This window comes from Cycloclasticus sp. (genome assembly GCA_040743155.1).
Classification (GTDB): domain Bacteria; phylum Pseudomonadota; class Gammaproteobacteria; order Methylococcales; family Cycloclasticaceae; genus Cycloclasticus.
On record JBFLJU010000001.1, the window covers coordinates 784,810 to 801,910 of the forward strand.

Below are 17,101 nucleotides of genomic sequence, written 5' to 3' on the forward strand. Positions count from 1 at the left end.
TAATTTAAGCTCTCAAGGGAAGTGAAATGCTGACGCGCATACCCTTCGGTTTGCGGTTTGCCCATTTAATATCGCCACCTAATTGCTCCAAGGTAGCTTTAGTGATGTAGATCCCTATTCCTAATCCTTCTTCTTTAGAACTCATCATATGTGTGCCCAACCTAGCTAACTGTGCGTCATCCATACCTTTTCCTTCATCTTCAATGACAAGGCTAACGCATTCTTCATTCCAGTTAATCGTTAGTTTTACATATGAAGGTGATGCTTGAGCCGCATTATCTAAAATGTTAATAAGAGCACGTGTCAGCGTTAGGTTGGAAATGAGCTTTGGGGTAGCTCCTTTTCCATTGATCAGCTCAATTAGATTCACATCTAAATTTGAAATTCGCCATTGATTAAGGACGTTGGTAATGTATTGATCAATGGCTAATAATTGCCCTGCATCATACTTCTCAGAAGTCGCTGTTTCAGTGATGCTAAAAAGTACATTTTTACAGCGTTTTATTTGCTCGCCAATGATAGATAATTTACTAATGGCTGATTGATTATCCGTTTGCTCAAGCTCGATTTTTAGCTCATGGGCTAGAACATCCATCGTTCCTAATGGTGTTCCTAATTCATGTGCTGCTCCGGTCGCTAATGTGCCTAAAGCGACAAGGCGCTCATCTATAAATATGCGTTCCTTCATGTCAGATAATAATTTATTTCTTTTGCGCAGCGATTCAGCCATACCTGCTACAAAATAGGCTAATAAAAAAGTAGACAATACAAAACCAATCCACATGCCAATAATATGGTCTGCAAAGTGCCCTCCCGCGCTTATTTCCATTGTGTGATCAAGGTGCACTAAGGGTCGATAAAAAAACACAAGCAAAGTATATGATGAAGAGGTGAGTAAGGCCATTAACCAAACATGCACGCGCGGTAGTAGGGTGGAGACAATAGTGTGTGGCACTAATAAAAACCAAACAAATGGGTTGGTTGCACCGCCAGTGAAATATAAAATAGCGGTCAATGCGACAACGTCAACAATCAACTGGATAAAGAAACTATTGTCGGTGATATTTGAGGGTTTTTTTAGTAAAAAAAGTGTAAACAAACTCCAAGTGATTAGAGTGATTAATATGATCGCCAACGGCTTAATGGGTAAAGCCATTTCCAGATAATAAATACTGACAATAATAGCGATCAATTGCCCACTGATGTTGAGCGCCCTTAGCGACAATAAATGCTTTAAATTTTCACTGGGTGCGGAAGAGGTGGTCTTAGGAAGTAGGTTTATCATCGATGCATTATTAATAAGGCTAAAGCTACTTTAACAGCATACAATCATGACAACGAGCCCCTGCGTCAATTTGTCGCAAGCTAGGCTTGATTTTTTAATTATTTTGCGCATCACGACTAGTAAATTATTAATAACCTGCCATGATTTGTAAACACTCATATTTATAAAATAAAACCTATGAATTCCAAGCAACAAGAGAGTAAGCAGTCTGTAACAGGTTTAGCCGATGCAGCGACTTTTGAAGAACAAACTAAACACTTACTTGAATTTAGCAAACGTACTAATGCAAAGGCAGTTATGCTGTTTATTACGTTTGATTTACTCATTAGCGATATCAATACGCAACAAAGTGATCTTGCCTTAAAAGCGATTGCCGATCGTCTATTATCTAAGGCCCGTGATTCAGACGTTTATGCGCATTTATATGATATGAATTTCGCGAATCTTACGATTGAAACCAGCGAAGACCACGTTTCTATACTGGTCGAAAAACTGAAAAATGAGTTGGCTGAACCGATTGTGTTAGAAGGCGGTTCCTCAATTAAACTAAATGCTGCGATCGGTATTGCAGAGTTTCCGCAACAAGGGGATTCCTATAAGGAACTCCTCGATATAGCAAAAAAGGATGCCCTAAAGTAACGTTTTTTATGCCGTTATAAACAGTAAAAAACATACCAAAGAAATTAATAATAAAAAAAGCTGGTGCTTATTTAACTAAGCACCAGGTTTAGTTTCGTAGCTATTTTCTTAATGAGCTAGGCTAATGTGGTAAGAGCCTCATTAAATAACGCTGAAGGTCTCATTATGGCTGCTGTCTGTTCAAGATTTGGTTTGTAATAACCACCAATATCAACCGCATGCCATTGGGCGGTAGTTAAATCACTAACAATTTTTTCTTCGTTATCTGATAACGCTTTTGCTAATGGCTTGAAATAAGCTTGCAACTCTTCATTGTCAGTCTGCTCAGCCAGTGCTTGAGCCCAATATAGTGCAACATAAAAATGACTGCCTCTGTTGTCAAGCTCACCTGTTTTACGTGAAGGGGATTTCCCTGTGTCTAATAACTTAGCAGTGGCTTCATCAAGTGTTTTTGCCAATATGCCGGCCTTTTCGTTGCCATCTGTTATTGCTGTGTGTTCTAACGATGCACAAAGTGCTAAAAACTCACCCAGTGAATCCCAGCGCAGGTGATTTTCTTCTAATAACTGCTTAACGTGCTTTGGCGCGGAACCACCTGCGCCGGTTTCAAATAAACCGCCACCTGCCATTAACGGAACAATGGATAACATTTTGGCACTGGTGCCTAATTCTAAAATTGGAAACAAATCAGTGAGGTAATCACGCAGGATATTACCGGTAACAGAAATCGTATCACTGCCACGTAAGATACGCTCCAAGGTGTAACGCATCGCTCTTGTTTGCGACATAATCCTAATATCAACACCGGTTAAATCGTGGTCTTGAAGATATGTATTAACTTTTTTGATGAGTTCATTTTCATGAGGGCGGTATTCATCTAACCAAAAAACAGCCGGTGTTTTTGATAGGCGTGCACGCGTTACTGCTAATTTCACCCAGTCTTGAATAGGTGCGTCTTTTACCTGACACATTCTCCAGATATCGCCTTCTTCAACATCCATTTCAAGCAAGATGTTTCCTTTGTCATCGACAATGCGTGTACTACCATCCGCCGTCATTTCAAATGTTTTGTCATGAGAGCCGTACTCTTCTGCTTTTTGTGCCATTAGGCCAACATTAGGGACTGTACCCATTGTTGTTGGGTCAAAGGCGCCATGAGTTTTACAGAAACTGATGATTTCTTGATATATCCTAGCGAACGTACTTTCCGGCATGACTGCTTTTGTATCATTCATTTTGCCGTCTGGACCCCACATCTTACCGCCTGCACGAATCATCGCCGGCATCGAAGCGTCAACAATCACCTCGTTAGGTGTATGTAGATTTGAGATACCTTTTGCAGAGTCAACCATGGCTAATTCAGGGCGCGTTTCATAACACGCATGCATGTCAGCTAGAATTTCATCTTTAACGGATGCAGGTAATTTCTCGATATGGTCATATACGCTGCTTAAGCCATCATTAGGGTTAACGCCTAACTCATCAAAAAGCTTACCGTGTTTTGCAAATAAATCTTTGTAATATATTTTAACCGCGTGGCCAAAAACAATAGGGTGCGATACTTTCATCATGGTTGCTTTCACATGGAATGAGAAAATAACCCCAGTTTCTTTAGCGTCATTCAACTCTGCTTCAAGGTACTCACACAGTTGCTTCTTACTCATAAACATACTGTCTATGATTTCACCCTTTAAAAGCGCTATGTTTTCCTTCAATACAGTGACATCACCATTTTTGGCAATAAATTCAATCTTTACATTGCAGTCTTTATCTAACGTTAAACTTTTCTCGCTGGAGTAAAAATCTCCTGACTGCATATGAGATACATGAGTTCTTGAAGCTTGGCTCCACTTACCCATTGAATGAGGGTTTTTCTTTGCGTATTCTTTTACCGCTTTCGGCGCACGACGGTCTGAATTGCCTTCGCGTAACACAGGGTTAACAGCACTGCCTAACGTTTTACCATATCTTAACTGAAGCGCTTTTTCTTCATCGGTTTTAGGATCATCGGGGTAACTTGGAATATTAAAACCCTTCGACTGCAACTCAGCAATAGCATCTTTAAGCTGAGGAATGGAGGCACTAATATTGGGTAACTTGATAATATTAGTTTTTGGATCTTGGGTTAATTTTCCAAGTTCCGCTAGTGCGTCTGTTTTCTGCTGCTCAGTGGGTAAAATATCAGAAAATATTGCCAAGATTCGACTTGATAACGATATGTCGGCCAACTGCACGTCAATATCTGCAGCAGCGGCAAATGTTTTAATTATTGGAAGGAGCGAACTCGTTGCTAGCAAGGGCGCTTCATCTGTTTGCGTATAGATAATTTTTGAACTCATCAATGTCTTCCTTAGGACTCGTTAATTGATTTATTTAAAGAGGGTCTTTCCAGCATCAGAAATAAGCGTTAAACGTTGTTATTCCGTCTATTAAATGCAAGGTTTCTTTGTAGCAAAATTGTACCGCAAAACATTAGCTACGTTTAATAAAGAATAAAGAAAAACAACAAAGCGCTTAGCTTTTTTTGATTTAACCGTGCTGACAAAAAATAAGCAGTTAATTCGAGATTGTAAGTGATGGCGGAAGCTAAATTAATAGATAAAGAAGTAATGACTTAGCTCGGCGGTTTATAGAGTCATTCCCGGGTTATTAAAGACATTCTTTAAGTTAGGTGAATTGATGCTATTAATGCGGATCGTTTTTTTGTTGCGTAAGTAGTTTGCAACAACCTCCCATATTGGTTTACCCGGTGCCTTTGATCCAACTGTTGCCCAACCAGCTACTTTGTAATATTTATTAGGCTCAATTTTCTTGCCACTATCGAGGGTCATATTGCTAATTCGTTTGCCGGCGTTTGTAGTGGGGTCACAGGTGTAATTCATACCCCCAACACGGACCATATCACCACCTTGTTGATAGAACGGGTCGGGGTGGAAGAGGTTATCTGCTACATCTTCTAAAATGGCCTTAATTTCAGTGCCGAGCATGTTGCGTGCATAGGTTTCAGGATAAGTAATACAGGTTTGGTCCATGACATGTTCAAAGGTAATAGCTTGGCCAGGAAGTACGGTGGTGCCCCATCTAAAACCGGGTGAAAGGGATATTTCTGCATTTAATTCATGGCGAAGTGCATCACAGATCAATTGGTCAAACGTACCATTAAAGTTACCACGGCGGTAAAGTAGGGACTCGCTCACGGCGAGTTCTTCGGTTAGTGTTGCCAGATAGGGTTTTCGAATTTCGTCAATTAAAGCGCTCATTTCGCTGTCAGCTTTAATGAAGTTTGAGAACACTGGGAGTAGGCGATATTCATAACCCTTTAGCGTTCCGTTATCTAAATTCAAATCAAGTACAGCAATGAATTTACCGTTTGAACCGGCATTAGTAACAACTGTCACGCCGCTACTATTTTTTACGGTAACAGGAATGGGGACGCCATCATGTGTATGTCCGCCCAAAATAAAATCTATACCGCTAACAACGGACGCGAGTTTAAGGTCAACATCCATACCATTATGAGAAAGAAGAATAACGGCGGCTGGTTTTTCTTTTTCTTTAATATCGTCTACAAGCTCTTGTAACGCCTGATTTTGGATGCCAAAGCTCCAATCAGGAATGAAACGTTTTGGGTTGGCCACGGGTGTGTATGGGAAAGCCTGCCCGATAATGGCGATTCTATGGCCGTTTAATTCTTTAATACTGTAAGGTTTGAATACGTGCCCAGTGTCTTCGTCATGAGCTTGCTTGCCTTCAAATAAAGCTTCTTCTGTTAGTGTGATGTTTTGTGCTAAAAATTCGCCGTTAAAGTCATCGACATTCGACAAAACTTCTTCTTCTTGATAGGTGAATTCCCAGTGTCCGGTCATCACGTCTATGCCTAATAAATTGGCTGCTTGAACCATATCTTTGCCGCGTGACCAGTAGGCCGTTGCTGAGCCTTGCCATGTGTCACCGCCGTCCAATAATAGGCTGTTGTTTTTTCCACCAGCAGACGCTCTGAGTGACTTTATGAGTGTGCTTAAATGCGCGAAACCACCGACTTTGCCGTATTCTCTGGCTGCAGAATTGAAGTTTAAATAAGTAAATGCATGTGCTTCAATAGAATTTTTATTTAGCTTGTTTTTGCTTAAAAAGGCGTCGCCAACAATATGTGGTGTGCGGCCTAATGCATCATTTAACCCAATGTTGACATTAGGCTCTCTAAAATAAATAGGCTTAAGTTGTGCGTGACAGTCGGTTATATGGAGTAGCCGAACATCACCGCTTTGGGGAAGGTTGTAGTTGGGGAGACTGCTTGAAAGGGCTAAGCTTGTTTTAGGTAAGATGCCCGCGATAGCGCCAGCGCAGAGCAGGCGATTGAATTCTCTACGATTCATTTATTCCCCCCCAAGGTAAATTATTTCGGCAGATTATTTATCCAATTGTTTTTTTCGAATTCTGCCTGAATTAATGCCTGCTTTGATTGAGCAGATGCTTCATTTGCTAAGGCGATTGCGGTTTCAAAATCCTTGTTAGCAAGTGCCTGTTTTGCCTGTGCAACAAGTGGCTGTATCGTGTTCCATGCATGGCCAGCGGCGATGCTTTGTTGCCATAATTCGTTGGCTTGCTGTATGGCTATTTTTGCATGAGACTGTGTTGCGGATTGTGAAATAGTTGCAAAGCTGGCAAAGCTTAATAATAGGACAAATAACAGAGTTTTAGTGTTCATTGATTTGCTCGCTTACTTTCTAGATGCTGGACCGTTAACAGGTAGACCATTGCTCATATAAGTTAAAAAATACTCCAAGTTTTTATAGGCATCACTTTGAGCGGCAAGTGGTTGCGCGCCCACCTGCTTATTGCATATATCAAATCGTCTGTGCATAGTGCCTAGGCTTGCCCATTTCATTCTATAAACAGGGAAGTGAGTGGGGTGGCCTAATGAAGGGCTTAATGTTTCTGAACGAGCTTTACGACCAACATTTTGTATATGGCAGTTTGAACATGAAAAATTTAACTGCCCTCGTTTAGAATAATAATACTGTTTGCCTGCTTGGTAGGCTGTTAGTCCGTCTCCTTTGTTTGGAATGATAATATTAATTAATGAACCCTCTGAGGTTGATGCCATATAAGCGGATATCCTTGCTAAATCACCTTTTTTATACGGCAGCGGGTCTTCTCCGTTGCTTGTCCGACATTCATTAATAGCCAGTTCCAATGTAATGACAGTATTACGTTCGGTATCAAATCGTGGGTAATTCTGACGAATATTAATGCCACCGTTTTCAAAGCAGCTGGCGTAGTTTTTACCATTGCTAAAGGGCGTATTAAAAAGTTCTTCGCCTATCTCAAGGTCGTCTTCGTAGGGCGGGAAGTCGTTCATGGCTTCCCATTGCTCACGGGCGTCCTGGTCAATCGAATAAACACCATTGGCAAAGTCTTCTAATGCAATACCTGGAAATTTTTGCATGTAAAATTTTTGAAAAGCTTTTTTATCTTCTTCGGGTGTGGCACTAACTATGCCTGCGCATGCAAATAGACAGGCAATGATTATTAGACTTAGACGTGTTCTCATGGTCATTATTATTTGATCGTAGCGTCTGTCTTTTCTATATCACCCGTATTGTCATTCCAACGAAGCTGTATGCTCTCACCTTTTTTACCACCTTCAAACGCAAAGGCAAGGTATGGGTTTTGCGAGACAGAGGTGCCAAATTGAGCAACAAAAACTACTTTTCCATCGTATTCACAGGTTAGTTCTTGTATATATTTTGCAGGGATTTTTTCACCGGTTTCTTTGTTAACGCGACGGCCAGTTTCCATTGGGTGTTTCGCTAATACACGTACTGAGGTAATGTCGTTCTTAAATTTTGCTTTAACTTTCATATTAATCTCCGAGTTCTATGCTTTAGCCGCCGCAACCACCAATAGTTACTTTTACTTCTTGGCTTTTACTGAAAAGCTTGCCATCTGCTTTGATAACAGCCGTTACGGTACTGGTTTGTGCTAAACGAATACGCGTTGAAATATCAGGGATTGTGCCACTAGGGATCTTAAAAGAAGCGGTTAAGGGCTGAGGGTTGTCTTTCACAAAAATATTGATGGAGTCGACATTTTTCATGCTGGTTTTAACCGATACAGGAACAGCGCCGCCATTTTCTGCGATTTTAGGCACTTTTAGCTTAACTTGATCGCTTTCAACCAGCTCAGTTGAACCGAATAAATTTTTGTATGCATCTTCTGGTTTGGTTGCGTTAAAGGCATCGCTAGCCCAAGCGGCCCATGCGGTAAGAGGGGTCATCAGTGCGAAGCAAGCAGTTGACCCGATTGTTAACAGGTTTAGAAACTTTCTACGTGAAATATCCATTTTTTCTCCGGTTGCTATAGGGTTAAAGTGTGTATAAATAATCGATTATTTTGTCAACCTCGGCATTGCTTAGAATATGGTGCCTGCCGAAAGGTGGCATGATTGTAATCGGGTTTTTGCTGGTAGCATCCCATATTTGTGCTCTTAAAATGGCGCGTTCTGGGAACCTCGCTTTCATGGCGATAAGGGGTGGCCCAATGTTTCCTGGCATCTCCCCGTCGTCAATTGCGTGACAAGCTAGGCAGTTGCCCTTTGATCGGTCAAAGGCTAATTTTTTGCCCTCCATACTTTCAGCAAATGCCACATTGGATAGCACGCTAAATAAGATAAGCCGTAAAATATTTTTAATGTTTATTACTTTAAATGTCATTACCTACTTAGCCTCAATCATATAATGAACGGCATTTTCAATTTGTTCGTCTGTTAATGATAGGTTACCGCCTTTTGCCGGCATTATGCCTTTATCTCCAAGAAAACCATCAATTGCGTGTTTTACAAGGGTGTCCATGCCTTGCTCGAGTCGTTTAGTCCATGCTTCTTTATCGTTTAATGTAGGTGCGCCAGCAACGCCGCTTCCATGGCAAATTAAACAACTTGTTGAGTAAATAGCCTGACCTGCACTAGCGGATTTGCTTAGAGATGATTTTTTTTCTTCACCTGAACTTCTTTTTTGATCAGGCGTGATGCCACGTAGTGATTGCACTACAATGATTTTGTCGGGGTCTTTGCAGCTTTCCATGCAACGTATATTTTTTGTATCAGGCCGGTTATCTATATAGAAGTTGTCTTCATTTGGCATCTTGATGGCCGCGAAATTGTTTACGGTTAATATAAAGTCATCCTCTACTAGATCGTTTAAAAAAAGAACGTAGGCGGTAAGGGCATATACTTCATCAGGTTTTAATGTCTTAGGCGCAGCGAACGGCATGGCCCTATTGATATAATCCCATAAGGTTGAAGCATAAGGCCAATAGCTTCCAACTGTTTTTTCAGGACGGTCTTCTGTGAGCGAACCTTCACCACCAGCTAGGGGAGGCCAACGACCTTCACCTTCACCAAATATGCCATGACAAGAGGCGCATTTTTCTTCATATAAGCCCTCGCCGAGGGTGACGGATCCTTGCCCTTTTGGCAGTCCTTTACCGTCTGGCCGGACGTCAATATCCCATCCAGCAATTTCTTCTAAAGTTGCTTTTTTACCGATACCAAAACTTCCTGCAGCAAAAGATGTTGTTGAGATGATAGCAATGATGACGACAGCAACGGCGATAAATAGTTTACTTAAGCTGCACATTTTTGATACTTCCATTGCTTTGTAATTGCCAAGTATGAATTGAGTTCTTATGGTAAATGGAGTTTGTGCCGCGGACATTGCGGAGCTGAGTTAGTGTTGGTTGAACATAACCCGTCTCATCGATCGCACGGCTTTGTAGTAGACCGGGTGCGCCATCCCACTTAAATGGCAAGGAAAAACGCGTAAGGGCCTTTGATAAGACCAGTCCTTTTAGTCTAGCCGGCTGCCATGAAACACCACCATTAATTGAAATATCGACCTGTTTGATTTTTCCTCGTCCACTCCACGCTAAGCCTTCAATTTCGTATGAGCCTTTTGTACTCCATGGGTTTTCAGGGCAGGGTGATGTAATAACGGAATTAGCTTCTTGTTCGTACGAGAAACGACGAGCACGGCCATCTGGCATGAGGTCGGTGTATTTCGATGTTTCTTCTCGGTGGTGCCATGGTTTATCGCCAATTTCTAAACGGCGTAACCACTTAACCGATGTGTTCCCTTCCCAGCCAGGGTTAAACAGGCGGACGGGGTAGCCTTGTTCTGGACGGAGCTTTTCACCGTTTTGAGCGTAAACGATAAGCGCATCATCTAAGGCTTTACCTATAGGAATACTACGGCTCATGCTAGCTCCATCTGCGCCTTCTGCTAAAACCCATTTGCCTGTGTTTTGAACGCCCACTTCCTCAAGTAATGTAGATAAACGTACCCCTGTCCACTCGCAACAGCTGATCATGCCGTGTGTGAACTGCAGGGCTTCCATTTGAGGTCCACGCCATTCCATGCCGCCGTTAGCAGGGCATTCAAGAAAGTTGATAACGGATTCAGATGGAAACCTCATTAGATCATCCATCGTGAATATCAGTGGGTTGTCAACTAAGCCATGGATTATTAAGCGATGTTCCTCAGGGTTAATTATCGGTGCGCCGGCATGATAGCGCTCAAAAACAAGACCATTTGGGGTAATAATGCCTTTTAATTCATGAATGGGCGACATGCTGATGGATGAAATTTTATCAGCGGTTAGCCAAGGTACTGTGCGTCGAATAACATTTTTTTCAAATTTTGATGGGGCCCCGTATGGGGCTGAGACAACCCCCGTGCCTAGTGTCTTACTCCAGATTGGGGTGTTAGGCGGTAGGTTGTCCGAGATGGCTCCGCCTGTGACAGATGCTGCGACAAGGCCAGTGCTAAATTTAACACCTTTTTTTAGGAAATCCCTTCGTGAAGAGGAAGGGACTTGGCTAGCTAATTCAGCAAGGTATGCTTTAGAGCTCTCTGGTTTTTTTGAGTTCGCCATCTCTCTATCAGGTACTTAGTGTGACACAATTGTATAACAGAAATTAGCATATCTATATAGCAATATATTATATATAGAGTTTTTTTTTATAGGTTGTCTAACATTTCCTGAGCTTTTTGTTTCTCAGCATCGTTACCAGACGCTAATACTTCATTCAAGGTATTGCGAGCGGACTCAATGTCTTCCATTTCAATTGATGCTTGAGCGAGTGCTAATTTTGTTTCGAGATTATCTTCAACAGTGTCGGTTGAAGCGATGTCCATTTCGTCAGATGGCGCGATACTTGGTTTATCTAATGATGTTTCATTTTTGATCAGGTTGAAATCGAATTCAAATTCGCTATTTGTATTACTGTCAGCTGAGTTGTCTTCTTCTATGCTGTGGTCAGCTTCCGTATCGGGCTCCGACTCTGACTCTGACTCTATTGTTGCTTGCTTAATCTCAATTTCTTCATTCAAAGGTGAAAGAAAGAGTGATGAGTCTGGGTTAAGTTCTGCTCCCATTTCAGCAATGCTGTTCCACGTGTCAGGGTCGGACTCTTGAAGGTTGGATAAAGAACTGGCAAGCTCTTCAAATGACTCTGGGTTATCCGATGAGAAGTGTATGTCCAATAATTTTAGTTTGTAGCTCAAATTATCTGGATCGGTTTCAAGAGCTTTGCTGATAAGGTCTTCAGCTTGTTGGTAACGACCGTACGCAATATAAACATCACACTCAGTTAGTGGATCCGCCTCTTGAGTATGTATGTTTGAATCAAATTCAGTTGGAGTAAATTCACTTAATAAAGGCTCCTCTTCAACGATGCTCGAAGATGTTTCGCTGCTATCAGCATCGAGCATATCTTCAGTGATGGTTGGTGAAAAAGCGGGTGTTTCACTAAATGATTCGTCACCTTTTGGGTCTGTGGTTTGTTTTTTACGGCGTGCTAAGAATAACCCAAGTAAGGCGATGGCAAGTCCGCCACCATAAAGTGGTAGATTATCGCTTTGCTCAATGATAGGTGCCGATGCTTGTTTAGGTGTCGTGGCTGGAGAAGCATCAACGACAGGTTTGTTTGATTGCAGTTGCGCCAGCTGTTCATCCTTTAATACGAGAAGGCGTTGAAGCTTCTCTAACTGTGATTCTAAATCGCTAAGTCGTGATTTGACTTCTTTGTTTTCTTCTTCAAGGGTGGTCGCCATTTCAATGGCAATATTAGCCTGTTCATTAGGGTCTGTTGCGCCAACGGGTGTGTCTGTCGTGCCACCTTCGATGGGGATGTCTTTCCCAGCCTCTTGCTTAGGTGTTAAAAGCGTTAGCTTCGCCTCTTCTAGGTTACTTTTAAGTTTTTTTTTAGCGCTTGATTCGGTAGCGGATTGTTGTTCGATGCTATTTACTGCTGCAACAGCCGTTGGTGGTTGTTTGGACTTAGTTGAAGACGACCATAAGGCGTTTTGTTCGACGTACTCATTGTTAGCTTGAGCTGACGTTCTGCTGTCAACTTGCTCATTGCTAGGAAGTTGAAGAATAGCGCCTTTTTTTAACGCATTAATATTTTTTTTATAGAATGCTTTTGGGTTGTTGTCGTATAAAGCCAACATCATTTGTTGATGTGTCACAGTGCTATTATCAGCTATCAGTTTTTTGGCAATGCCCCAAACGGTGTCTCTATTTTTAGTAGGGCCATATTCTACTGCTACTGGTTGAGCAGCAGGGGGCACATTACTTGTTAGCTGAGTATTTGTTGTAGTTGTTACAACCGCTTGAGGTGTTGGGGTGATCGCTGGGCTTTTGGGTAATTCAAGTGGCGTAGTTCTAACGTCGGACATGGTGATTGGTGGGTCTAAAAGAATAGTGAATTCTTTTAGGGTGCGACCTTGAGGCCATTCAACTTCAAGTATAAAGTTTACGAAAGGTTCTTTTATCGTCGTGTTAGAGCGAACGTCAACAGTGATTTCGCCATTTTTCCCAAGTACTGGCGTAAATTTAAGTTGAGTTAGGTAATGAGGCCTATCAATTCCAGCTTTTTCGAACGTTTCCCGAGACGCTATACCTATGCGAATGTTACTAGGGTCTTCTTTTTGAGAACCAACGAGAGGGATTTGGGCATTCAATAACTGATTTAACGCGGAATGGGTTTCAATTTCCCCAACACCGAGCGCATAGGCGCTGGCTGTGTTAAGTAAGCAGAATGCTGCAACGGCTTTAGTTGGTTTGTTCATTATATTGCTCCTAAACTAACGATAGTCTTATTCCCTAAAAACGATAATAGTGAGACATCTAAGTACCTCAACTATAGACTAAAGATATTTTTTTACCAGCACTTCGGCTATTTGTACACTGTTTAACGCGGCACCTTTACGAACGTTATCTGCAACGACCCACATATCGAGGCCTCTTGGGTGTGAAATGTCTTCTCTGATACGACTAACATATACATCATCATGACCAGCTGACTCGCTAACAGCCGTTGCGTATCCGCCATCAATACGTTCATCCATTAACGTAATGCCTTCAAAATTGAACATTAATTCGCGAACCTTTTCTACGCTAATTTTTTCTTTAGTTTCAATATGTAACGCTTCTGAATGACCATAAAAAACGGGAACACGAACAGCCGTTGGGTTTACCTTAATTGAATCATCGTTAAAGATTTTGTTGGTTTCCCAAACCATTTTCATTTCTTCTTTGGTGTAGCCATTTTCTTGAAAAACATCAATTTGAGGTAATACGTTAAAAGCAATTTGTTTTGGGTATACCTTGGCTTCAGGATCCTTGCCATTTAATAATTTGGCCGTTTGCCCAGCGAGCTCTTCAATGGCGCTTTTGCCTGTACCTGAAACGGCTTGGTAGGTCGCCACATTGATACGTTCAATACCAACGGCATCATAAATAGGCTTAAGAGCAACCAACATTTGGATGGTTGAGCAGTTAGGGTTGGCGATAATGCCTCTTTTAGTGTGTTGTGCAATAGCGTCTGGGTTTACTTCAGGAATAACAAGAGGGATATCGTCGTCATAACGAAAGTGTGATGTGTTATCGATGACAACACACCCAGCAGCGGCAGCTATAGGCGCGTACTCGGCTGAGACTGAGCCACCAGCAGAAAACAGGCCGATTTGGACAGTACTAAAATCGAAGTCAGCAAGGTCACCAATTTTCACATTTTTGCCATTAAATTGGATGCTACCACCGGCAGAGCGGCTACTGGCTAACGGGTATAAATTCCCAACAGGAAAATTTCGTTGCTCAAGGATGGATAACATGGTTTCACCAACAGCACCTGTGGCACCAACAACAGCAATATCATAAGTTTTCATTTATCTGTGTTCCTACTAAAAATGATTAATTTTTAAAGTGAAAGCGTCACCTCATTGACTATAAGGTGACGTTTAGTTTGTTACTAAATCAGCGTTTGGCGAAGACAGTTAATATCTAACTGTCCAGAGCGGCAAACATGTTGCTCGTAATTTCTTGTACGCTACCAACACCTCGGATGGTACTGAATTTAACGGGTGTTGACTCAGACGCTTTTGAATAAAAATCGACAAGAGGTGCGGTCTGGCTATGATAAGTCGCTAAGCGGTCTCTAACGATATTTTCATGATCATCATCACGTTGGATTAGTGCTTCCCCTGTTACATCGTCCAAGCCTTCTTGTTTTGGTGGGTTATAGATAAGGTGATACGTTCTGCCTGAATCTAAATGAACCCGTCTACCCGCCATACGGCGTACAATTTCTTCATCATCTACGGCAATTTCGACAACGCGATCAACATCGACACCCATATCGGCTAAACCTGTTGCTTGAGGAACAGTACGCGGGAAGCCATCTAACAAAAAGCCATTAGAGCAATCGTCTTGAGCGAGTCGTTCTTGGACTAGGCCTAGAATGATCTCATCAGATACCAGACCACCAGCATCCATTATTTTTTTGGCTTCAACACCTAAAGGCGTGCCAGCTTTAACAGCAGCACGTAGCATGTCTCCGGTTGATATTTGCGGAATACCGTACTTTGCGGTAATAAACTGAGATTGTGTGCCCTTACCTGAACCAGGGCCACCTAATAGAATTATGCGCATTTTTTTCCTCAAGCTCGTTATTATTTTAGATCGCGCAAAATAACATAATATTAGTGTTTAATCTAGTTGTAACAGAGGGGTAAGGGTGGTAGCTGGTGTTATGGAACGAACTGTTAAATGGTCATTTCGATATCAAGAAAGACAGGGGTGTTAATGTTTAATTCTTTGCACGAAGCTTCGTTTAAAGGCTTCTCTCTGCGATCATCAAGATCGTGCAAAGCAAGCGTATTATTGCCCAAGCCGAAAATAATGAGTAGCTCGCATGTTCCCCTTAGTTAAGTGAATGGGCGATGCTCTCGAGCGGCGAGTATTGTTTCGCTAGGTAAATTCCATTACTTTAATCAAAATGGCCCATGTCAATAAAGTCGGCGTAAATAGTTGAGAAGGGGAGGCGCAGCTTTGAATGCAAGAAAGGAAGTGGCTGAATATGCGGGACAAAATACTGAATAAAAAGAGGCCCTGATAACAGGGCCTCTTTTGGTTTTAGAAAAAACGTTACTTGAGGGGGGTACTTTGAGGAACCTCAATCTTAGCTCTTTTTCTTAAATCATTAATATGTTTTTGAATATGCTCTTGCTCTAACGCAGCACTAATGCTTGGTTTAACGTCTTCAAATGATGGCGGTGTGCCGTCACGTTTTCCTGCACGTAAAATGATGTGCCAGCCAAATTGAGTGCGTACAGCCTGTTTAGTGTATTCGCCATCTTTCATTGCAAGTGCGGCTTGTGAGAATTCTGGAACCATTCGCTGAGGTGAAAACCATCCTAGATCACCGCCTTTAGGTGCAGTTGGTCCCGTTGAGTATTCCTTAGCTAAGGCTGCAAAATTGCCGCCTTTGTTAAGCTTTTCAATTACTTCTTTAGCGGTGGTTTCTTCTTTGACTAAAATATGGCTCGCTTTTAGCTCGGTCACGTCCATTTCACCAATTTTAGAATCATATTCTTTTTTTAAACGTTCTTCGGAAATTGGGTTGTTATCTAGGAAGTTAATCATTGCGACTTGAGATAACATGCTCAAATTGATGAATTTCATTCTCGCTTTGAAATCAGCTGATTTATCCAATTTCATTTTAAAAGCCTCTTCTTTGAGCAACTGCATGTTAATGATGTCATTAACAAGTTGGTCTGCAGGAGGGGCGTTTTTTGGGTCAATTTGACGTCTTTCTAAGGCGTAAAACTGAAGTGTTGATTGTTTTAGTTCTTGCCCGTTAACGATAGCGATGGTCGAATCGTCGTTGGCGAATGCTTGTGGGCTCATCGCTCCAAGTAAAAGTGAAGCAATAATTGCTAGTCTAACCTTCATTTAAATCTCCTTTGGTTGAGGTTGTTCTTCTGGTGTAAAAGCTTTGATGCTTAATGCGTGGATATCATTTTTCATCATGTCACCTAAGGCGCTATAGACTAATTGGTGACGCTGGATTCTCGATTTATTAGCAAATTTATCAGAAACAATGGTCAGGTAGAAATGTCCGCCGCCCGATTTAGCACCCTCATGACCCGCATGAGCTTGGCTATCATCTAATACTTGAATGAACTCTGGCTGAATTGCTTCAGTTAAGGTGTTTTTTATAATTTCTGTACGATTAGTCATTTTTTTGAGTGGAAATATCCCTAGTTATTGTCGTCTGTGATGTTTACGGGGTCTTCGATGTGCCTCATTAAATAAAAGCCTTGAGCGACAATGAAAATAATCGTCAATCCAAGCATTCCAAATAGTTTGAAATCAACCCAAGTATCCGTGTCAAAATTGTATAGAACATAAAGGTTTAAAAGCCCTTGTACAATAAAGAAAAGAGCCCAAATACCATTTAGTTTTGTCCAAATATTATCAGGCAGTGTTAACCCGCCACTCATCATACGTTTAATTAGAGGGGTTTTTCCAATAAAGTGCGTTATTAGGCATGCAAACGCAAAAAGCCAATTTATAACGGTGGGTTTCCACTTTATGAACATTTCATCTTGAAGGTAAAGTGTAGCGCCGCCGAAAATAAGGATGATAAAGAAGGTCATCAAATGGGTCGATTCAAAGCGTTTGTTTTTGAGCCAATAAGTAGCGACTTGTATGCCCGACGCGGCCATAGCAACAACGGTAGCTACGTAAATACCTTGCAATTTGTAAGCAATAAAAAACAATAGAATAGGGAAAAAATCAGCTAGGAGTTTCATGAGGCAAAAAATTAAG

Annotated in this window: 17 protein-coding genes; 1 reads left to right on the forward strand and 16 read right to left on the reverse strand. The window is 41.6% G+C overall.

Annotated features, from left to right (window positions below; genetic code table 11):
- Positions 1-4: 4 nt before the first annotated feature.
- Entirely contained in the window at positions 5-1,285 is a 1,281-nt protein-coding gene (locus AB1Y31_03770) for an ATP-binding protein (protein ID MEW4982282.1), read from the reverse strand.
- 177 nt (positions 1,286-1,462) lie between these two features.
- Between AB1Y31_03770 and AB1Y31_03775 the strand changes: the two genes are divergently transcribed.
- The gene (locus AB1Y31_03775; GenBank protein ID MEW4982283.1) at positions 1,463-1,924 is read left to right on the forward strand and encodes a diguanylate cyclase; all 462 of its coding nucleotides are present in this window, start codon (positions 1,463-1,465) and stop codon (positions 1,922-1,924) included.
- Positions 1,925-2,040: 116 nt separating this feature from the next.
- On the opposite strand, the gene AB1Y31_03780 is transcribed toward AB1Y31_03775, so the two are convergent.
- The 15 genes from AB1Y31_03780 to AB1Y31_03850 all read right to left on the reverse strand — a co-directional run bounded on the left by AB1Y31_03780 (position 2,041) and on the right by AB1Y31_03850 (position 17,085).
- On the reverse strand, positions 2,041-4,263 hold the full coding sequence (locus tag AB1Y31_03780; GenBank protein ID MEW4982284.1) for an NADP-dependent isocitrate dehydrogenase: 2,223 nt from the start codon (positions 4,261-4,263) through the stop codon (positions 2,041-2,043).
- A gap of 288 nt (positions 4,264-4,551) precedes the next feature.
- Positions 4,552-6,300: a thiosulfohydrolase SoxB gene (soxB, locus tag AB1Y31_03785; protein ID MEW4982285.1), complete on the reverse strand. Its 1,749-nt coding sequence runs from the start codon at positions 6,298-6,300 to the stop codon at positions 4,552-4,554.
- A gap of 20 nt (positions 6,301-6,320) precedes the next feature.
- Complete coding sequence (locus AB1Y31_03790) at positions 6,321-6,632, reverse strand: hypothetical protein (protein ID MEW4982286.1); 312 nt, start codon at positions 6,630-6,632, stop codon at positions 6,321-6,323.
- A gap of 12 nt (positions 6,633-6,644) precedes the next feature.
- On the reverse strand, positions 6,645-7,373 hold the full coding sequence (gene soxA / locus AB1Y31_03795; protein ID MEW4982287.1) for a sulfur oxidation c-type cytochrome SoxA: 729 nt from the start codon (positions 7,371-7,373) through the stop codon (positions 6,645-6,647).
- A gap of 113 nt (positions 7,374-7,486) precedes the next feature.
- A complete protein-coding gene (gene soxZ / locus AB1Y31_03800; protein MEW4982288.1) occupies positions 7,487-7,789 on the reverse strand; it encodes a thiosulfate oxidation carrier complex protein SoxZ in 303 nt (100 codons plus the stop codon).
- A 22-nt stretch (positions 7,790-7,811) separates the two neighbouring features.
- Entirely contained in the window at positions 7,812-8,270 is a 459-nt protein-coding gene (gene soxY, locus AB1Y31_03805; GenBank protein MEW4982289.1) for a thiosulfate oxidation carrier protein SoxY, read from the reverse strand.
- A gap of 22 nt (positions 8,271-8,292) precedes the next feature.
- Positions 8,293-8,640 carry a sulfur oxidation c-type cytochrome SoxX gene (gene soxX / locus AB1Y31_03810; GenBank protein MEW4982290.1) on the reverse strand — a complete coding sequence of 116 codons (348 nt, stop codon included), beginning with the start codon at positions 8,638-8,640 and terminating at the stop codon, positions 8,293-8,295.
- Positions 8,641-8,643: 3 nt separating this feature from the next.
- A complete protein-coding gene (locus AB1Y31_03815) occupies positions 8,644-9,564 on the reverse strand; it encodes a c-type cytochrome (protein MEW4982291.1) in 921 nt (306 codons plus the stop codon).
- Positions 9,548-10,858 (reverse strand): sulfite dehydrogenase, encoded by a 1,311-nt coding sequence (gene soxC / locus AB1Y31_03820; GenBank protein MEW4982292.1) that lies wholly within the window; start codon positions 10,856-10,858, stop codon positions 9,548-9,550. The genes AB1Y31_03815 and soxC overlap by 17 nt, the downstream gene beginning before the upstream one ends.
- Positions 10,859-10,944: 86 nt before the next feature.
- Complete coding sequence (locus tag AB1Y31_03825; GenBank protein MEW4982293.1) at positions 10,945-13,059, reverse strand: FimV/HubP family polar landmark protein; 2,115 nt, start codon at positions 13,057-13,059, stop codon at positions 10,945-10,947.
- Between the two features lie 78 nt (positions 13,060-13,137).
- The gene (locus tag AB1Y31_03830) at positions 13,138-14,157 is read right to left on the reverse strand and encodes an aspartate-semialdehyde dehydrogenase (protein ID MEW4982294.1); all 1,020 of its coding nucleotides are present in this window, start codon (positions 14,155-14,157) and stop codon (positions 13,138-13,140) included.
- A 115-nt stretch (positions 14,158-14,272) separates the two neighbouring features.
- Positions 14,273-14,920 carry an adenylate kinase gene (gene adk, locus AB1Y31_03835; GenBank protein MEW4982295.1) on the reverse strand — a complete coding sequence of 216 codons (648 nt, stop codon included), beginning with the start codon at positions 14,918-14,920 and terminating at the stop codon, positions 14,273-14,275.
- A 495-nt stretch (positions 14,921-15,415) separates the two neighbouring features.
- Positions 15,416-16,222, reverse strand: a complete 807-nt coding sequence (locus tag AB1Y31_03840) for a peptidylprolyl isomerase (protein ID MEW4982296.1) — start codon at positions 16,220-16,222, stop codon at positions 15,416-15,418.
- On the reverse strand, positions 16,223-16,510 hold the full coding sequence (locus AB1Y31_03845; GenBank protein ID MEW4982297.1) for a BolA family protein: 288 nt from the start codon (positions 16,508-16,510) through the stop codon (positions 16,223-16,225).
- Positions 16,511-16,530: 20 nt separating this feature from the next.
- The gene (locus tag AB1Y31_03850) at positions 16,531-17,085 is read right to left on the reverse strand and encodes a septation protein A (protein ID MEW4982298.1); all 555 of its coding nucleotides are present in this window, start codon (positions 17,083-17,085) and stop codon (positions 16,531-16,533) included.
- Positions 17,086-17,101 lie beyond the last annotated feature (16 nt).